The sequence below is a fragment of the Pseudomonas sp. NPDC088322 genome, assembly GCF_044740745.1.
In the GTDB taxonomy this organism is placed as follows: domain Bacteria; phylum Pseudomonadota; class Gammaproteobacteria; order Pseudomonadales; family Pseudomonadaceae; genus Aquipseudomonas; species Aquipseudomonas shirazensis.
On record NZ_JBIURK010000001.1, the window covers coordinates 338,343 to 355,909 of the forward strand.

Consider the following 17,567-nt stretch of genomic DNA (forward strand, 5'->3'; position numbering starts at 1 on the left):
CCAGGGTTCTCTTCATGGAAAAGACCAAGCAAGCGGCGCCGTCAGGGGTGCCGCGTCACGTCGCGATCATCATGGACGGCAACAATCGCTGGGCGAAGAAGCGTCTGCTGCCCGGTGTTGCCGGGCATAAAGCTGGCGTGGATGCTGTGCGCGCGGTGATTGAAGTATGTGCCGAGGCGGGTGTCGAAGTCCTGACCCTGTTCGCCTTCTCCAGTGAAAACTGGCAACGCCCGGCCGATGAAGTCGGCGCATTGATGGAGTTGTTTTTCACGGCCTTGCGCCGCGAAGCCCGGCGCCTCAATGACAACAACATCAGCCTGCGCATCATCGGTGATCGCAGCCGCTTTCATCCGGAGCTGCAGGCCGCCATGCGCGAGGCCGAAGCGGCAACCGCCGGCAGCAATCGCTTCATCCTGCAGGTCGCTGCCAATTATGGTGGTCAGTGGGATATCGCCCAGGCAGCGCAACGGCTGGCCCGTGAGGTGCAGGCTGGGCATCTGCGCCCGGATGACATCACTCCGGGGTTGTTGCAGGCCTGTCTGTCGACCGGCGACCTGCCGCTGCCTGACTTGTGTATTCGTACCGGCGGCGAGCATCGCATCAGTAACTTCCTGTTGTGGCAGCTGGCCTACGCCGAGCTGTATTTCTCCGACCTGTTCTGGCCGGACTTCAAACACGAGGCCATGCGTATCGCGCTGGCCGATTTCGCTTCGCGCCAACGCCGCTTCGGGAAAACCAGCGAGCAGGTCGAGGCTGGAGCTCGTGCTTAATGCTTAAACAACGCATCATTACTGCGCTGATCCTGCTGCCGATTGCACTGGCTGGATTCTTTCTTCTGCAGGGCGGCGACTTCGCCCTGTTCATCGGCTGTGTGGTCACCTTGGGCGCCTGGGAATGGGCGCGTCTGGCCGGCTTGATGGCTCAACCAATGCGCATCGCTTATGCCGCTGTGGTGGCTGCGGCGTTGATGCTGCTGTACCTGTTGCCCGAACTGGCGCCTTGGGTGCTCGGCGCAGCGGTGATCTGGTGGGGGTTGGCGACCTGGCTGGTGCTGACCTACCCGCGCAGCAGCGAGCTGTGGTCGAGTGCCGCCTGCCGCCTGCTGATCGGCTTGCTGGTGCTGCTGCCGGCCTGGCAAGGCCTGGTGTTGCTCAAGCACTGGCCGCTGGGCAACTTCCTGATTCTCTCGGTGATGGTGCTGGTGTGGTCTGCCGACATCGGTGCGTACTTTTCCGGTCGCGCGTTCGGCAAGCGCAAGCTGGCCCCTCACGTCAGCCCCGGCAAGAGCTGGGAAGGCGTGTATGGCGGCCTTGCCGTCAGCCTGCTGATCGCGTTGGGCGTAGGCCTGGTGCGTGACTGGAGCATCGGCCAGCTGCTGTTGGGGCTGCTGGGTGCGGTAGTGGTGGTGATGGCTTCGGTGGTGGGTGATCTCACTGAAAGCATGTTCAAACGCCGCGAAGGCATCAAGGACAGCAGCAACCTGCTGCCTGGCCATGGTGGTGTGCTTGATCGCATTGACAGCCTGACCGCTGCCATCCCGATGTTCGCCGTGCTGCTGTGGGCCGCTGAATGGGGTGTCATGTGAGCCGTAGGCAACGGATCACGGTGCTTGGCGCTACCGGTTCGATTGGTCTGAGCACGCTTGACGTGATTGGCCGTCACCCAGAGCGCTACCAGGTATTTGCGCTCAGCGGCTATTCCCAGGTCGAGCAGCTGCTGGCGCTGTGTTTGCGCCATAGCCCAGCGTTTGCTGTGGTACCAAGCGCTGACGCTGCGCTGCGGCTGCGTGCGGATCTGGCGGCGGCGGGCAGTGCTACCGAGGTGCTCGAAGGCGAGGCCGGCCTGTGTCAGGTGGCTGCAGCCAGCGAAGTCGACGCGGTAATGGCTGCGATCGTCGGTGCTGCTGGCTTGCGTCCAACCCTGGCGGCGGTTGAGGCCGGCAAGAAGGTCCTGCTCGCCAACAAGGAAGCGCTGGTTATGTCCGGCGCATTGTTCATGGACGCAGTGCGGCGCAGTGGCGCGGTGTTGCTGCCGATCGACAGCGAGCACAATGCTATTTTCCAATGCTTGCCCGGCGATTATGCGCGTGGTCTGGGTGCAGTTGGCGTGCGCCGCATCTTGCTGACGGCCTCCGGCGGGCCGTTCCGCGAAACGCCATCGGCGCAGCTCGAAGCAGTCACGCCCGAGCAGGCCTGTGCCCATCCCAACTGGTCGATGGGGCGCAAGATTTCGGTCGACTCGGCGAGCATGATGAACAAGGGCCTCGAGCTGATCGAGGCGTGCTGGCTGTTCGATGCTGCGCCAGCTCAGGTCGAAGTCGTGGTGCATCCGCAAAGCGTGATCCACTCATTGGTGGATTACGTCGATGGTTCGGTGCTCGCCCAATTGGGTAATCCGGACATGCGCACGCCGATTGCCAATGCGCTGGCCTGGCCAGAGCGGATCGACTCCGGCGTTGCCCCGCTTGACCTGTTTGCCATCGCCCGGCTGGATTTCCAGGCGCCCGATCCGCAACGCTTCCCCTGCCTGCGCCTGGCGCGTCAGGCGGCAGAAGCCGGCGACAGTGCACCTGCGGTACTCAATGCGGCCAATGAAGTGGCAGTTGAGGCATTTTTGCAGCGGCGTATCCGCTTCCCGGAGATCGCGGGTATGATCGAGCAGGTGCTCGAACAGGAGCCAGTTGTGCCACTGACGTCGCTGGATGCGGTGTTTGCTGCCGACCAGCGCGCGCGGGAGCTGTCCCGGGAATGGCTGCGGCGGAACGGCCGCTGATGCGTGCTCGCTCCAGGGTTGTCCTGAACGTCTTTCGGAGATGGATATGACTGCGCTCTACATGATCATCGGTACCCTGGTTGCGTTGGGCGTGCTGGTCACCTTCCATGAATTTGGTCATTTCTGGGTTGCGCGCCGTTGCGGGGTCAAGGTGCTGCGTTTCTCGGTAGGCTTCGGCACCCCGCTGCTGCGCTGGCACGACCGGCATGGCACGGAATTCGTGGTTGCGGCCATTCCGCTGGGCGGTTACGTGAAGATGCTCGACGAGCGCGAGGGCGAAGTGCCGCCGGCGCTGATCGAGCAGTCGTTCAATCGCAAGCCGGTCGGCCAGCGCATCGCCATTGTCGCCGCTGGGCCGATCGCCAACTTCCTCCTGGCAATCGTGTTCTTCTGGCTGCTGGCCATGCTTGGCACCCAGCAGGTACGGCCGGTCATCGGTGCGGTCGAGGCGGGTAGCCTGGCCGCCAGTGCCGGCCTCGCTGCTGGCCAGGAAATCGTCTCGGTGGACGGCAAGGCGACCAATGGCTGGTCTGCGGTCAACCTGCAACTGGTGCGCCGCCTTGGCGAGAGCGGCACCCTGCGCGTGGGTGTGCTGGACGAGGGCAGCACTGCCGAGAAGCAACACGAGATCAACTTGAACCAGTGGCTGCGCGGGGCGGATGAACCCGATCCGATCCAGTCGCTGGGTCTGCGCCCGTGGCGCCCGGTGATTGCCCCGGTACTGGCCGAAATCGACCCGAACGGGCCGGCGGCGGCAGCGGGGCTGAAAACCGGTGACAAGCTGCTGAGCCTGGATGACATTGCCCTTAACGACTGGCAACAAGTGGTCGACAGCGTGCGTGCCCGCCCAGAGGCCAAGGTGCAGCTGCGGATCGAGCGCGATGCTGCGGTGCTGGATGTCGCGGTAACCCTGGCGCGCAAAGGCGAAGGCCAGGCCTCCGGTGGTTACCTCGGGGCAGGGGTCAAAGGTGGCGAATGGCCGGCGACGATGCTGCGCGAAGTCAGCTATGGGCCGCTGGCCGCGATGGGCGAAGGCCTGACGCGGACCTGGAACATGAGCATTCTGACCCTTGAGTCGTTGAAGAAAATGCTGTTCGGCGAGCTCTCGGTAAAAAACTTGAGCGGACCGATAACCATTGCTAAAGTGGCGGGCGCTTCAGCCCAGTCGGGCGTTGGGGATTTCCTGAATTTCCTGGCCTACCTGAGCATAAGCCTGGGGGTTCTGAACCTGCTGCCCATTCCAGTACTGGATGGGGGGCATCTGTTGTTCTACCTGATCGAGTTGGCACGCGGCCGTCCGCTGTCGGATCGGGTGCAAGGTTGGGGGGTCCAGATCGGTATAAGTTTGGTCATAGGGGTGATGTTGCTCGCCCTGATCAACGATCTGGGTCGACTATAAAGCTTCGCTCAATTGCAAACCTGCCGCCTTTTTGCGGCGGGTTGTTTATTGCCAGTTGGAATAAAAGGACTTCATGAAACGTCTGCTGCTAACTGCGGTCCTCTCCGCACTGATGATCGCTGAAGTTCACGCTGAGTCCTTCACCATCTCCGATATCCGCGTCAACGGCCTGCAGCGGGTTTCCGCCGGCAGCGTGTTCGGCGCACTGCCTCTGAACGTGGGCGATCAGGCTGACGACCGTCGCCTGGTGGATTCCACCCGCTCGCTGTTCAAGACTGGCTTCTTCCAGGATATCCAGCTGAGCCGCGACGGCAACGTCTTGATCATCAATGTGGTCGAACGTCCGTCGGTAGCCAGCATCGAGATCGAAGGCAACAAGGCGATCAGCACTGAAGACCTGATGAAAGGTCTGAAGCAGTCTGGTCTGGCCGAAGGCGAGATCTTCCAGCGCGCCACCCTCGAGGGTGTGCGTAACGAACTGCAACGTCAGTACGTGGCCCAGGGCCGCTACTCGGCCGAGGTCGAAGCTGAAGTCGTGCCACAGCCGCGTAACCGGGTTGGCCTGAAGATCAACATCAACGAAGGCACGGTTGCCGCGATCCAGCACATCAACGTGGTGGGCAACACCGTGTTCGATGATGACGAACTCGGCCAGTTGTTCGAGCTGAAAACCACCAACTGGTTGTCGTTCTTCAAGAACGACGACAAGTATGCCCGCGAAAAACTCTCCGGTGACCTCGAGCGTCTGCGCTCCTACTACCTGGACCGCGGCTACATCAACATGGACATCGCTTCTACCCAGGTGTCGATCACCCCGGACAAGAAGCACGTCTACATCACCGTCAACATCAACGAAGGTGAGAAGTACACCGTTCGTGACGTGAAGCTGTCCGGTGACCTCAAGGTTCCGGAAGACCAGGTCCAGTCGCTGCTGCTGGTGCAGCCAGGCCAGGTCTTCTCGCGCAAGGTGATGACCACCACGTCTGACCTGATCACCCGTCGTCTGGGTAACGAAGGCTATACCTTCGCCAACGTCAACGGCGTGCCGCAGGCGCACGATGAAGACCACACCGTCGACATCATGTTCGTGGTCGACCCGGGCAAGCGTGCCTACGTCAACCGCATCAACTACCGCGGCAACACCAAGACCGAAGATGAAGTGCTGCGTCGCGAAATGCGCCAGATGGAAGGCGGCTGGGCTTCGACCTACCTGATCGACCAGTCCAAGACTCGCCTTGAGCGTCTGGGCTTCTTCAAGGAAGTCAACGTCGAGACCCCGCCTGTGCCGGGTACCGATGACCAGGTCGACGTCAACTACAGCGTTGAAGAGCAGGCCTCCGGTTCGATCACCGCCAGCGTCGGTTTCGCCCAGAGCGCTGGTTTGATCCTCGGTGGTTCGATCAGCCAGACCAACTTCCTCGGTACCGGTAACAAGGTTTCGATCGGTTTGACCCGCAGCGAATACCAGACCCGCTACAACTTTGGCTTCGTTGACCCCTACTGGACTGCCGATGGCGTCAGCCTGGGCTACAACGCCTTCTACCGCAGCACCGACTACGACGACCTCGACGTCGACGTGGCCAGCTATGCAGTAGACAGCCTGGGTGCCGGTGTCAGCGTCGGTTACCCGATCAGCGAGACATCGCGTCTGACCTACGGCCTGAGCGTGCAGCAGGACAAGCTGAAGACCGGTCGCTACACCGTTGACGAGATCTTCGACTTCGTCGACAAAGAGGGCGACAACTTCCTCAACTTCAAGGCGTCTGTCGGCTGGTCCGAATCGACCCTGAACAAAGGTGTACTGGCTACCCGTGGTCACTCCCAGAGCCTGACCCTGGAAAGCACCGTGCCGGGCAGCGACCTGTCGTTCTACAAACTGGACTACCGTGGCCAGCTGTTCAAGCCGCTGTCCAACGATTACACCCTGCGTCTGCACACTGAGCTGGGTTACGGTGACGGTTATGGCAGTACCTCTGGTCTGCCGTTCTACGAGAACTACTACGCCGGTGGTTTCAACTCGGTACGTGGCTTCAAGGACAACACCCTCGGCCCGCGCAGTACGCCGAGCAAGGGTAACCGTCCGGGTACCGCGGCTGACCCCGATCAGGATCCGTTGGCCTTCGGTGGCAACGTGCTGGTCCAGGGTGGTGTCGAGTTGCTGTTCCCGCTGCCGTTCGTCAAGGACCAGCGCTCGCTGCGCACCTCCGTGTTCTGGGACGTGGGTAACGTGTTCGACACCAACTGCGGTTCCAAGCCTGATTGCACCAAGGTCGGCTTCTCGGACATGGCCAGTTCGGTTGGCCTGGGCGTAACCTGGATCACTGCGCTGGGCCCGTTGAGCTTCAGTTTGGCAATGCCGATCAAGAAGCCGGCAGAAGCCGAAACCCAGGTGTTCCAATTCTCTCTGGGGCAGACCTTCTAAGGTCGGCCCCGTGCTTAACGACAACGGATTCTCCAGGAGTGCATCGTGCGTAAGTTGACCCAACTGGCCTTCGTGGCTGCGGCGCTGGTCGCCACCCCCGCTTTCGCCGAAATGAAAGTGGCTGTGCTGAACTATCAGATGGCACTGCTCGAGTCGGACGCCGCCAAGCGTTACGCCGTCGATGCCGAGAAGAAGTTCGGCCCGCAACTGACCAAGCTCAAGGGCCTGGAAAGCAGCGCCAAAGGCATCCAGGACCGTCTGCTCAAAGGCGGCGACAAGATGCAGCAGCAAGAGCGTGAGCGTCTTGAGCTCGAGTTCAAGCAAAAAGCCCGTGACTTCCAGTTCCAGTCCAAGGAACTCAACGAAGCCAAGGCCGTTGCCGACCGTGACATGCTCAAGCAGCTCAAGCCGAAGCTGGACGGTGCTGTTGAAGAAGTGATCAAGAAAGGCGGCTTTGACCTGGTACTCGAGCGCGGCGCAGTGATCGATGTCAAACCGCAGTACGACATCACTCGCCAAGTCATCGAGCGCATGAACCAAGCCCGTTGATATGACCGTGACCATGACGCTCGGCCAATTGGCCGAGGCGCTCGGCGCTACCCTCAAGGGGCCCGAGGCGCTGCAGATTACCGGGCTGGCCACCTTGCAGGAGGCCGGTCCCGGGCAATTGAGCTTTCTCGCCAACCCGCAGTACCGCAAGTACCTGGACAATTCCCAGGCTTCTGCGGTTCTGCTCAAGGCAGCAGACGCCGAAGGCTTCGCCGGCAACGCCGTGATCGTCGCCGACCCGTATCTGGCTTACGCGCGCATCTCTCACCTGTTCGACCCAAAGCCCAAGGCTGTAGCGGGGATTCACCCCAGCGCCGTGGTTGCTGATGACGCTCAGGTCGATGCCAGTGCCAGCATTGGGCCGTTTGCGGTGATCGAGAGCGGTGCGCGCATCGCTGCCAATGTCACCGTGGGTGCGCACTGCTTCATTGGTGCGCGCTGTGTGATTGGCGAAGGCGGCTGGCTGGCCCCGCGGGTCACGCTGTATCACGACGTGACCATTGGTGCGCGGGTGACGATTCAGTCCGGTGCGGTGATCGGCGGCGAGGGCTTCGGCTTTGCCAATGAGAAGGGCGTCTGGCGCAAGATTGCCCAGATCGGCGGTGTGAGCATCGGTGATGATGTCGAGATCGGCGTCAATACTGCGGTAGACCGCGGTGCATTGGCGGATACCCAGATCGGCAACGGGGTCAAGCTCGACAACCAGATCCAGATCGCGCACAACGTGCAGATTGGCGATCACACGGCCATGGCCGCGTGTGTCGGCATCTCTGGCAGCACCCGCATTGGCAAGCATTGCACCATTGCTGGCGGTGTCGGCATGGTTGGCCATATCGATGTCTGCGACAACGTGTTCGTCTCCGGCATGACCATGGTTACCCGTTCGATCACCGAGCCGGGTGCCTATTCTTCCGGCACGGCCATGCAGCCGCTGGGTGATTGGCGCAAGAGTGCGGCGCGGATTCGCCAGCTCGACGATATGGCCAAACGCCTGCAGCAGATGGAAAAACGCTTCGAGACCGTGACCTCAGGTGGCCAGCCGACATCAGAAGGCTGATACCATTTCCTGAGCCAAGAGTGATCCGTTGCTAGCTGGCTCCTCTATTGGATTGCTAAAGGAGCGTGTGGTCAGCACCTGCGCTCCCTATTCTTACTACAGGCTTCCCCCCGAAATGATGGACATCAACGAGATTCGCGAATACCTGCCTCACCGTTACCCGTTCCTGCTGGTGGACCGGGTCACGGAGCTGGACTTCGAGGCCCAGAGCATTCGTGCCTACAAGAATGTCAGCATCAACGAGCCGTTCTTCAATGGCCACTTCCCGGCCCACCCGATCATGCCAGGCGTGCTGATCATCGAAGCCATGGCCCAGGCAGCCGGGATTCTCGGGTTCAAGATGCTCGATGCCAAGCCGGCAGACGGCACGCTGTACTACTTCGTTGGCTCCGACAAGCTACGCTTCCGTCAGCCAGTGTTGCCAGGCGACCAGTTGGTCCTGGAAGCCAAGTTCCTCAGCCGCAAGAGCATGATCTGGAAGTTTGAGTGCCGTGCCCTGGTTGACGGCAAGCCGGTATGCTCGGCGCAGATTACCTGTGCGGAACGCTCCCTATGAATTCAATTGATCCGCGGGCTATCGTCGATCCTTCTGCCAGGCTGGCGGACGGTGTCGAGGTGGGCCCCTGGTCGATCATTGGTCCCGATGTCGAAATCGGGGAGGGCACAGTAATCGGCCCACATGTGGTACTCAAAGGGCCGACCCGGATCGGCAAGAACAACCGTATCTACCAGTTTTCCTCGATTGGCGAAGACACCCCTGACCTCAAGTACAAGGGTGAAGCGACGCGTCTGGTGATCGGCGACCACAACGTGATCCGCGAAGGCGTGACCATTCACCGCGGAACCGTTCAGGACCGTGCTGAAACCACCCTCGGCGATCACAATTTGATCATGGCCTATGCCCACATCGGCCATGACAGTGTGATCGGCAACAATTGCATTCTGGTCAACAACACTGCGCTGGCTGGCCATGTGCATGTGGGCGACTGGGCAATTCTGTCTGGTTACACCCTGGTTCATCAGTACTGCCATATCGGCGCTCACGCGTTTTCCGGCATGGGCACCGCGATCGGCAAGGACGTACCCGCGTTCGTCACTGTATTTGGCAGCCCGGCCGAAGCCCGCAGCATGAACTTCGAAGGCATGCGTCGGCGTGGATTCAGCGAGGAAGTCATCCTCGCGCTGCGCAAGGCCTACAAAATGGTCTATCGCCAGGGCTTGACGGCTGACGAGGCTATCAACGAGTTGCAGGAGTTGGCTGCATTGCACCCTGAGGTCGAGCTGTTCCGTGCCTCCATCCAGAGCTCCGCTCGCGGCATCACCCGCTGATATGAGTGAGCTTTGTGTAGCGTTGGTCGCAGGTGAGGCCAGCGGCGATATCCTTGGCTCCGGTTTGATGCGCGCACTCAAGGCGCGCCATCCTGGTGTGCGCTTTATCGGTGTCGGCGGCCCGTTGATGGAGGCCGAGGGCATGCAGTCCTACTTCCCCATGGAGCGCCTGGCAGTGATGGGTCTGGTTGAGGTGCTCGGGCGTCTGCGTGAGCTGCTCAAGCGACGCAAACTGCTGATCGAGACCCTGCTTGACGCGAAGCCCGATGTGTTCATCGGCATCGATGCACCCGACTTCACCCTCAATATTGAACTGAAACTGCGCCAGCACGGCATCAAGACCGTGCACTACGTCAGCCCGTCGGTCTGGGCCTGGCGGCAGAAGCGGGTGCTGAAGATCCGCGAAGGCTGCGACCTGATGCTGACCCTGCTGCCATTCGAGGCGCGCTTCTATGAAGAGCAGGGTGTACCGGTGCGCTTTGTCGGCCATCCGCTGGCCGATACGATTCCGCTGGAGGCTGACCGTCAAGCCGCTCGTGCCGAGCTGGGCCTGCCCGCCGGGCCGCTGGTGGCATTGATGCCCGGCAGCCGCGGCGGCGAAGTCGGCCGGCTGGGTGCGCTGTTCCTAGAGGCCGCCGAGCGTTTGCAGCAGTTGATCCCGGGTGTGCGGTTTGTCTTGCCCTGCGCCAACCAGACCCGCCGTGAGCAGATCGAGCAGATGCTGGCAGGTCGCGACCTGCCGCTGACTCTGCTTGATGGTCAGTCACATCAGGCACTGGCCGCCTGCGATGCAGTGCTGATTGCGTCGGGTACCGCTACGCTGGAAGCGATGCTGTACAAGCGGCCAATGGTTGTCGCCTATCGCCTGGCGCCGCTGACCTACTGGATTCTCAAACGCATGGTCAAAAGCCCCTACGTGTCGCTGCCTAATCTGTTGGCGCAGCGCATGTTGGTGCCGGAACTGCTGCAGGACGCCGCCACCAGCGAGGCCCTGGCGCAGACCCTGGCACCGTTACTTGCCGATGGTCAGCATCAGACTGACAGCTTTGATCAGATTCACCGCACCCTCCGCCGTGACGCCTCGAACCAGGCGGCGGACGCAGTGCTGGCCTTGTTGGAGCGACGCTAGATGCAGCTGGGACTGGATTTCAACCTGGTCGAAGAACTCGTTGCAGGCGTCGACGAAGTTGGCCGCGGGCCACTCTGCGGTGCGGTGGTCACGGCAGCGGTGATCCTCGATCCACGGCGGCCGATCCTCGGTTTGAACGACTCCAAGAAGCTCACCGAAGCCAAGCGTGAAGCGTTGTTCGATGAAATCTGCGAAAAAGCCCTGAGCTTTTGCATTGCGCGGGCTGAGGTTGATGAAATCGACCGGCTGAACATTCTCCATGCCACCATGCTGGCCATGCAGCGCGCGGTCGAGGGCTTGAGCATCACGCCCAAGCTTGCCTTGATCGATGGCAATCGCTGCCCGGTGCTGGCTGTGCCATCCGCCCCAGTGGTGCAGGGCGACGCCAAGGTGCCTGCGATCGCTGCCGCGTCGATCCTGGCCAAGGTCACCCGCGACCGTGAGATGAGTGCCTTCGAGTTGATCTACCCCGGCTACGGCATGGGTGGTCACAAAGGCTATCCGACCCCCGTGCACCTTGAGGCGCTGGCCCGGCTTGGGCCTACGCCGATCCACCGGCGCTCCTTCGCGCCGGTGCGGGTGGCCTGGGAAGCCCGCGCGGGTGTGCCTACCTCACTGATCTGATTGCCTGCGCGGGTCGCGCTGCGACCCTGCAGGCCGTCACGTGGCAGCGCAGCCGTTCACATTTGCGGTACAATCCCGCGCTTGTCCGCTGCTCTGCTATAGGCCCCCTTACATGTCGGTTTCTTTCGTTCACCTTCGTGTGCACTCCGAATTCTCCCTGGTCGATGGCCTGGTGCGGATCAAGCCGCTGGCCAAGGCCTTGGCCGGACTGAACATGCCGGCAGTGGCGATTACCGACCAGAGCAACATGTGCTCGTTGGTGAAGTTCTACAAGAGCGCGATGGGCAACGGCATCAAGCCGATTTGCGGCGCCGATTTGTGGCTGGCCGGGGCTGATCCGGAAGCGCCATTGTCGCGTATCTGCTTCCTGGCGATGAACCCCAAGGGTTATCGCAACCTCACCGAATTGATTTCGCGCGGCTGGGTCGACGGCCAGCGCAATGGCTTGGTGGTCATCCAGCGCGACTGGATAGCCCCGGCCAGCGAAGGCTTGATCGCACTGTCTGCCGCCCGCGAAGGGGATATCGGCATGGCCCTGCTCAGCGGCCGCAGCGCAGAGGCCGAAGCGTTGCTGCGCGACTGGCTGGGCATGTTCCCCGGGCGCTTCTACGTCGAGCTGCAGCGCACCAATCGCCCTGGCGATGAAGACTACCTGCACGCCGCTGTAGCCCTGGCGGACCGGGTTGGCGCGCCGCTGGTCGCGACCAACGATGTCCGCTTCATCAAACAGACTGATTTTGACGCCCACGAAACCCGCGTCTGCATCGGCGAGGGCTGGACCCTCGACGACCCGCGCCGACCGCGCCTGTACAGCGATCAGCAATACCTGAAAAGCCAGGAAGAGATGGTCGAGCTGTTCAGCGATCTGCCCGACGCCGTGGCCAACACGGTGGAAATCGCCAAGCGCTGCAACATCGAGGTGCAACTGGGCAAGCACTTCCTGCCCGACTTCCCGACGCCCAATGGCATGGGCATCGATGACTACCTGCGCCACGTTTCCCACGAGGGCCTGGAAGAACGCCTGACTGTGATCCTGCCCAAGGACACTACCGAGGACTACGAGGCCAAGCGTCAGGTCTATCTGGACCGGCTCAAGTTCGAGCTGGATATCATCATCCAAATGGGCTTCCCCGGTTACTTCCTGATCGTTATGGACTTCATCAAGTGGGCCAAGAACAACGGCGTACCGGTCGGCCCTGGCCGGGGTTCGGGTGCCGGTTCGCTGGTCGCCTACGTGTTGAAGATTACCGACCTGGACCCGCTGGCCTACGACCTGCTGTTCGAGCGCTTCCTCAACCCTGAGCGGGTATCGATGCCCGACTTCGACGTCGACTTCTGCATGGATGGCCGCGACCGAGTCATCGAGTACGTCGCCGACGCCTATGGGCGTAACGCGGTAAGCCAGATCATCACCTTTGGCACCATGGCTGCGAAAGCGGTGGTGCGCGATGTGGCGCGGGTGCAGGGCAAGTCCTACGGGCTGGCTGATCGTCTGTCGAAGATGATCCCGTTCGAAGTCGGCATGACCCTGGAAAAGGCCTACGAGCAGGAGGAGGTGCTGCGCGACTTCCTCAAGAGCGACGAGGATGGCCGCGAGATCTGGGACATGGCCCTCAAGCTCGAGGGCGTCTGCCGCGGTACCGGCAAGCACGCGGGTGGTGTGGTTATCGCACCGACCAAGCTCACCGACTTTTCGCCGATCGCTTGTGACGAAGAGGGCGGCGGCCTGGTAACCCAGTTCGACAAGGACGACGTCGAGGCGGCGGGGCTGGTCAAGTTCGACTTCCTCGGCCTGCGCACCCTGACCATCATCAAGTGGGCGATGGAGACGATCAACCGCGAGCAGGCCAAGGAAGGCTTGCCTGATCTGAACATCGACTTCATCCCGCTGGACGACAAGAAAACCTACGAGCTGCTGCAAAAGGCCGAGACCACTGCGGTATTCCAGCTCGAGTCGCGCGGCATGAAAGAGCTGATCAAGAAGCTCAAGCCCGACTGCCTGGAAGACCTTATCGCATTGGTGGCGTTGTTCCGCCCAGGCCCACTGCAGTCGGGCATGGTTGATGACTTCATCAACCGTAAACACGGTCGCGCCGAGCTGGCCTACCCACACCCGGACTACCAGTACGAAGGCCTGCAGCCTGTATTGGCACCGACCTACGGCATCATCCTGTATCAGGAACAGGTGATGCAGATCGCGCAGGTCATGGCCGGCTACACCCTCGGCGGCGCTGACATGCTGCGTCGGGCGATGGGTAAGAAAAAGCCCGAAGAGATGGCCAAGCAGCGTGGCGGCTTCATCGAGGGTTGTGCCAACAACGGCATCAGTGCGGATCTGGCCGGTAACATCTTCGATCTGGTAGAAAAATTCGCCGGCTACGGCTTCAACAAGTCGCACTCGGCCGCCTACGGCCTGGTTTCTTATCAGACCGCCTGGCTCAAGACGCACTACCCGGCGCCGTTCATGGCGGCCGTACTTTCTGCGGATATGCACAACACCGACAAGGTGGTGGTGCTGATCGAAGAAGTGCGCACCATGAAACTGCGCCTTGACGCCCCGGATGTGAACGCCTCCGAGTTCAAGTTCACAGTCGACGACGATGGCCGCATCATTTATGGCCTGGGCGCGATCAAGGGTGTAGGTGAAGGGCCGGTGGAGGCCATTGTCGAGGCGCGCAGTGCCGGCGGGCCGTTCAAGGATCTGTTCGACTTCTGTGAGCGCATCGACCTCAAGCGGGTCAACAAGCGTACTCTCGATGCACTGATCCGCAGCGGTGCGCTGGATCGCCTCGGGCCGCACTTCCACGACGAGATCAAGGCCTACCAGGCCAACATCGACCGCAACCGGGCAGCGCTGATGTCGGCGCTCGAAGAGGCGGTGAAGTCGGCCGAGCAGACCGCGCGGACCGCCGATAGCGGCCACATCGACCTGTTTGGCGGGCTGTTCGTCGAAGCCGATGTCGACGTTTATGCCAACCACCGCAAGGCGCGCGAGCTGACCCTCAAAGAGCGCTTGAAAGGTGAAAAGGACACGCTGGGGCTGTACCTGACCGGCCACCCGATCGACGAGTACGAAGGCGAAATCCGCCGCTTCGCCCGCCAGCGGATCATCGACCTGAAACCGTCGCGCGAAGTGCAGACGGTGGCCGGGATGATCATTGCCTTGCGCGTGATGAAGAACAAGAAGGGTGACAAGATGGGCTTCGTCACCCTCGATGACCGCTCCGGACGCATCGAAGCCTCGCTGTTCGCAGACTCGTTCATGGCCGCCCAGGCACTGTTGCAGAACGATGCCATGGTCGTGGTCGAGGGCGAGGTCAGTAACGATGATTTCTCTGGCGGTCTGCGCCTGCGCGTCAAGCAGGTGATGACCATGGAAGACGCGCGCACGCGGCTGGCCGAGAGCCTGCGCCTGAAGGTCGCCCATGATGCACTCAAAGGTGACCGCCTGCGCTGGCTGGGTGAACTGATCACCCGCCATCGTGGCGGTTGTCCGATCACCCTTGAATACACCGGTAACGACGCCAAGGCCATGCTGCAGTTTGGTAATGACTGGGCGATCGACCCGGCGGACGGGCTGATTCAAGCCCTGCGTGACCAGTTCGGGCGTGAGAACGTCTTCCTGCAATACCGCTAATGCGATGAATTTTTAATCTCGACCTGAATGCGCCTGATCCTTTAAGGTAGGGCGCCAAACGGATCAACCGGCCGGCCGCCTGGCCGTAGACCCAAGACGGATGCCTATGAACCCGAATTTCCTCGATTTCGAACAGCCGATTGCCGACCTGCAAGCCAAGATTGAAGAGCTGCGTCTGGTTGGCAATGACAACTCGCTGAACATCAGCGATGAGATTGCCCGTCTGCAAGACAAGAGCAGCACCCTCACCGAAAGCATCTTCAGCAATCTGACCAGCTGGCAGATTGCGCGCCTGGCTCGTCACCCGCGCCGGCCGTACACACTGGACTACCTGCAGCACATCTTCACCGAGTTCGAAGAGCTGCACGGCGACCGCCACTTCTCCGACGACGCTGCCATTGTTGGTGGTACTGCGCGTCTGGACGGCAAGCCAGTGATGGTCATCGGTCACCAGAAAGGCCGCGAAGTGCGCGAGAAGGTGCGTCGCAACTTCGGTATGCCGCGTCCGGAAGGCTACCGCAAAGCTTGCCGCCTGATGGAAATGGCCGAGCGCTTCAAGATGCCGATCCTGACCTTCATCGATACTCCGGGTGCCTACCCAGGCATCGACGCCGAAGAGCGCAACCAGAGCGAGGCTATTGCCTGGAACCTGCGTGTCATGGCGCGGCTGAAAACCCCGATTATCGCCACCGTGATTGGCGAAGGTGGTTCGGGCGGTGCGCTGGCCATTGGTGTCTGTGACCAGTTGAACATGCTGCAGTACTCCACCTATGCGGTGATCTCGCCGGAAGGTTGCGCTTCGATCCTGTGGAAAACCGCCGACAAGGCTGCCGATGCAGCCGAAGCCATGGGTATCACTGCCGAGCGCCTGAAGAGCTTGAATATCGTCGACCAAGTGATCGAGGAGCCGCTGGGCGGCGCCCATCGTGATCCAGTCAAGGTTTCGCAAACCATTCGTGGCGAGCTGATTCAGCAGCTGGATATGCTCAGTGGACTGGACCATGACACGCTGCTCAAGCGTCGTTATGACCGCCTGATGAGCTACGGTCTCTGATCTGAGTTGATGCCGTCGGGGTCGCGCAGCGACCCCAGCTTCTCAGTGAGGCACACATGATCGACCTCACCCACAGCCTTTCCCCCTGGCAGCACGCTCCCGCGTGGTATGTCGCCCTCTCCGGCGGCCTCGACTCCAGCGTCCTCCTGCACCTTCTCGCTGACTACGCCCGCCACCACCACGCGCCCCCCCTGCGTGCCATCCACATCCACCACGGCCTGCAAGCCGCCGCCGACAGCTGGCCAGCCCATTGCCAATCCCTGTGCGACAAGCTCGCCATCGAACTGCAGGTCATCCACGTCACGGTCGCGCCCGGCGCCAGCCTCGAGCAAGCCGCGCGCAATGCTCGTTATCACGCCTTTGCCGACATTCTGCGCCCCGGTGAAGTCCTGTTCACCGGCCAGCACCGCGACGATCAGGCTGAAACCCTGCTGTTCAGGCTATTGCGCGGCGCCGGCTTGCGTGGCCTGGCGGCAATGCCAGCAGCCAGGCCGCTTGGCCAGGGGCAGTTGGTCAGGCCGTTGCTGGCCCTGTCGCGGCAACAATTGCACAGCTATGCCGAGCAGTCCCAACTGTGCTGGATAGAAGACCCGAGCAATGCCGACACCCACTATGCCCGTAATTTTCTGCGCGGCGAGGCTTTGCCGCTGCTGCACCAGCGCTGGCCGCAAGCCAGCCAGAGCCTGGCGCGCAGTGCCGATCATCTGGGCGAGGCGCTGAGCCTGCTCAACGAACTCGCCGCTGACGACCTGGCGCTGGCAGGGCAGGGCGCTCCGAGCGCATGGCCTGGGCTGGACTCACTCGCTCTGGAAGCGCTCAAGGCACTCTCGCCCGCCCGTCAGCGCAATGCTTTGCAGTACTGGTTAAGCACTCGCACGCGGTTGCCGGATAGCCGCCATTGGGTCGGTTGGGAAGCGTTGCGCGACGCCGCCGATGACGCGCAACCCATCTGGCGCCTGGCCGACGGTCAGTTGCAACGCAGCCACGGCCGCATCTGGTGGCTCAGCGGCGATTGGCTGGCCGCCCCTTCAGGCGAGCTTGCCTGGCCGGATCATGGCCGGCCGCTAGAGTTGCCGGGCAACGGCCGCGTACGCCTGTGCGGTACGTTGCCGCAGGCAGCGCTGCGGATTGCCTATCGTCAGGGCGGCGAACGGCTGGCGCTACCCGGCCGCGGCCACCGCGACCTCAAGCGCTTGCTCAACGAACATCAGGTGCCACACTTCATTCGGCCAAGGCTGCCGCTGCTGTGGCAGGGCGAGCGCCTGCTGGCAGTGGCCAACCTGCCGCAACTGGCCCAGGGCGACTGTACCTTGGAGTGGCGGATGCCGAGCAACGCGCAAGGTTTGAGCTGAGGATTAGATTCCGGTAGACTACCCTCCCTTCTTGATACAACTTCTGTGGCTTCATCGAAAACACAGCAGTTGCCGATTACCAAGCAGTTTTTTGCTGGGCTGATTTCCTAAAATGACGAGCGAGCTCCATGCCGGGTATGCACCTGGTCTGTACAGACGCGGCAGTTTTTCGAGATGCACTGTGATTGACGCAGGTGATCGGGGGCTTCGGCCTTCCTTCGCTTTCTCCGGCGGCGCTAGCCG

14 protein-coding genes are annotated in these 17,567 nt (G+C 61.7%); all 14 read left to right on the forward strand.

Annotated features, from left to right (window positions below):
* Positions 1-14: 14 nt before the first annotated feature.
* The 14 genes from uppS (at position 15) to tilS (ending at position 17,324) form a co-directional block, all read left to right on the forward strand.
* A complete protein-coding gene (gene uppS / locus ACIOAU_RS01540; RefSeq protein WP_101317245.1) occupies positions 15-770 on the forward strand; it encodes a polyprenyl diphosphate synthase in 756 nt (251 codons plus the stop codon).
* On the forward strand, positions 770-1,585 hold the full coding sequence (locus ACIOAU_RS01545; protein ID WP_101317247.1) for a phosphatidate cytidylyltransferase: 816 nt from the start codon (positions 770-772) through the stop codon (positions 1,583-1,585). The genes uppS and ACIOAU_RS01545 overlap by 1 nt, the downstream gene beginning before the upstream one ends.
* The gene (gene ispC / locus ACIOAU_RS01550) at positions 1,582-2,772 is read left to right on the forward strand and encodes a 1-deoxy-D-xylulose-5-phosphate reductoisomerase (RefSeq protein ID WP_101317249.1); all 1,191 of its coding nucleotides are present in this window, start codon (positions 1,582-1,584) and stop codon (positions 2,770-2,772) included. Before ACIOAU_RS01545 ends, ispC begins: the two co-directional genes overlap by 4 nt.
* A gap of 46 nt (positions 2,773-2,818) precedes the next feature.
* The gene (gene rseP / locus ACIOAU_RS01555) at positions 2,819-4,171 is read left to right on the forward strand and encodes an RIP metalloprotease RseP (RefSeq protein ID WP_150572026.1); all 1,353 of its coding nucleotides are present in this window, start codon (positions 2,819-2,821) and stop codon (positions 4,169-4,171) included.
* Between the two features lie 73 nt (positions 4,172-4,244).
* Positions 4,245-6,593 (forward strand): outer membrane protein assembly factor BamA, encoded by a 2,349-nt coding sequence (gene bamA, locus ACIOAU_RS01560; RefSeq protein ID WP_101317252.1) that lies wholly within the window; start codon positions 4,245-4,247, stop codon positions 6,591-6,593.
* A 45-nt stretch (positions 6,594-6,638) separates the two neighbouring features.
* Positions 6,639-7,142, forward strand: a complete 504-nt coding sequence (locus tag ACIOAU_RS01565; protein ID WP_101317254.1) for an OmpH family outer membrane protein — start codon at positions 6,639-6,641, stop codon at positions 7,140-7,142.
* Position 7,143: 1 nt separating this feature from the next.
* Positions 7,144-8,199, forward strand: a complete 1,056-nt coding sequence (lpxD, locus tag ACIOAU_RS01570) for a UDP-3-O-(3-hydroxymyristoyl)glucosamine N-acyltransferase (protein WP_220633205.1) — start codon at positions 7,144-7,146, stop codon at positions 8,197-8,199.
* Positions 8,200-8,314: 115 nt separating this feature from the next.
* Entirely contained in the window at positions 8,315-8,755 is a 441-nt protein-coding gene (fabZ, locus tag ACIOAU_RS01575; protein WP_101317259.1) for a 3-hydroxyacyl-ACP dehydratase FabZ, read from the forward strand.
* Positions 8,752-9,528: an acyl-ACP--UDP-N-acetylglucosamine O-acyltransferase gene (gene lpxA, locus ACIOAU_RS01580; RefSeq protein ID WP_401179524.1), complete on the forward strand. Its 777-nt coding sequence runs from the start codon at positions 8,752-8,754 to the stop codon at positions 9,526-9,528. Before fabZ ends, lpxA begins: the two co-directional genes overlap by 4 nt.
* Position 9,529: 1 nt before the next feature.
* Positions 9,530-10,657, forward strand: coding sequence for a lipid-A-disaccharide synthase (gene lpxB, locus ACIOAU_RS01585; protein ID WP_181088546.1), 1,128 nt, complete (start codon positions 9,530-9,532; stop codon positions 10,655-10,657).
* Complete coding sequence (gene rnhB, locus ACIOAU_RS01590; protein WP_150570849.1) at positions 10,658-11,281, forward strand: ribonuclease HII; 624 nt, start codon at positions 10,658-10,660, stop codon at positions 11,279-11,281.
* Between the two features lie 112 nt (positions 11,282-11,393).
* Positions 11,394-14,918: a DNA polymerase III subunit alpha gene (gene dnaE, locus ACIOAU_RS01595; protein ID WP_150570850.1), complete on the forward strand. Its 3,525-nt coding sequence runs from the start codon at positions 11,394-11,396 to the stop codon at positions 14,916-14,918.
* 106 nt (positions 14,919-15,024) lie between these two features.
* The gene (locus ACIOAU_RS01600) at positions 15,025-15,972 is read left to right on the forward strand and encodes an acetyl-CoA carboxylase carboxyltransferase subunit alpha (RefSeq protein ID WP_101317270.1); all 948 of its coding nucleotides are present in this window, start codon (positions 15,025-15,027) and stop codon (positions 15,970-15,972) included.
* 56 nt (positions 15,973-16,028) lie between these two features.
* Positions 16,029-17,324, forward strand: a complete 1,296-nt coding sequence (gene tilS, locus ACIOAU_RS01605) for a tRNA lysidine(34) synthetase TilS (RefSeq protein ID WP_401179530.1) — start codon at positions 16,029-16,031, stop codon at positions 17,322-17,324.
* The last annotated feature ends 243 nt before the right edge of the window (positions 17,325-17,567 follow it).

Excerpts from the sequence above, each read along its gene's own strand:
- uppS (WP_101317245.1), top strand. The coding sequence starts at position 15 with ATGGAAAAGACCAAGCAAGCGGCGCCGTCAGGGGTGCCGCGTCACGTC.
- ACIOAU_RS01545 (WP_101317247.1), top strand. The coding sequence starts at position 770 with ATGCTTAAACAACGCATCATTACTGCGCTGATCCTGCTGCCGATTGCA.
- rseP (WP_150572026.1), top strand. The coding sequence starts at position 2,819 with ATGACTGCGCTCTACATGATCATCGGTACCCTGGTTGCGTTGGGCGTG.
- bamA (WP_101317252.1), top strand. The coding sequence starts at position 4,245 with ATGAAACGTCTGCTGCTAACTGCGGTCCTCTCCGCACTGATGATCGCT.
- lpxD (WP_220633205.1), top strand. The coding sequence starts at position 7,144 with ATGACCGTGACCATGACGCTCGGCCAATTGGCCGAGGCGCTCGGCGCT.
- fabZ (WP_101317259.1), top strand. The coding sequence starts at position 8,315 with ATGATGGACATCAACGAGATTCGCGAATACCTGCCTCACCGTTACCCG.
- lpxA (WP_401179524.1), top strand. The coding sequence starts at position 8,752 with ATGAATTCAATTGATCCGCGGGCTATCGTCGATCCTTCTGCCAGGCTG.
- lpxB (WP_181088546.1), top strand. The coding sequence starts at position 9,530 with ATGAGTGAGCTTTGTGTAGCGTTGGTCGCAGGTGAGGCCAGCGGCGAT.
- rnhB (WP_150570849.1), top strand. The coding sequence starts at position 10,658 with ATGCAGCTGGGACTGGATTTCAACCTGGTCGAAGAACTCGTTGCAGGC.
- dnaE (WP_150570850.1), top strand. The coding sequence starts at position 11,394 with ATGTCGGTTTCTTTCGTTCACCTTCGTGTGCACTCCGAATTCTCCCTG.
- ACIOAU_RS01600 (WP_101317270.1), top strand. The coding sequence starts at position 15,025 with ATGAACCCGAATTTCCTCGATTTCGAACAGCCGATTGCCGACCTGCAA.
- tilS (WP_401179530.1), top strand. The coding sequence starts at position 16,029 with ATGATCGACCTCACCCACAGCCTTTCCCCCTGGCAGCACGCTCCCGCG.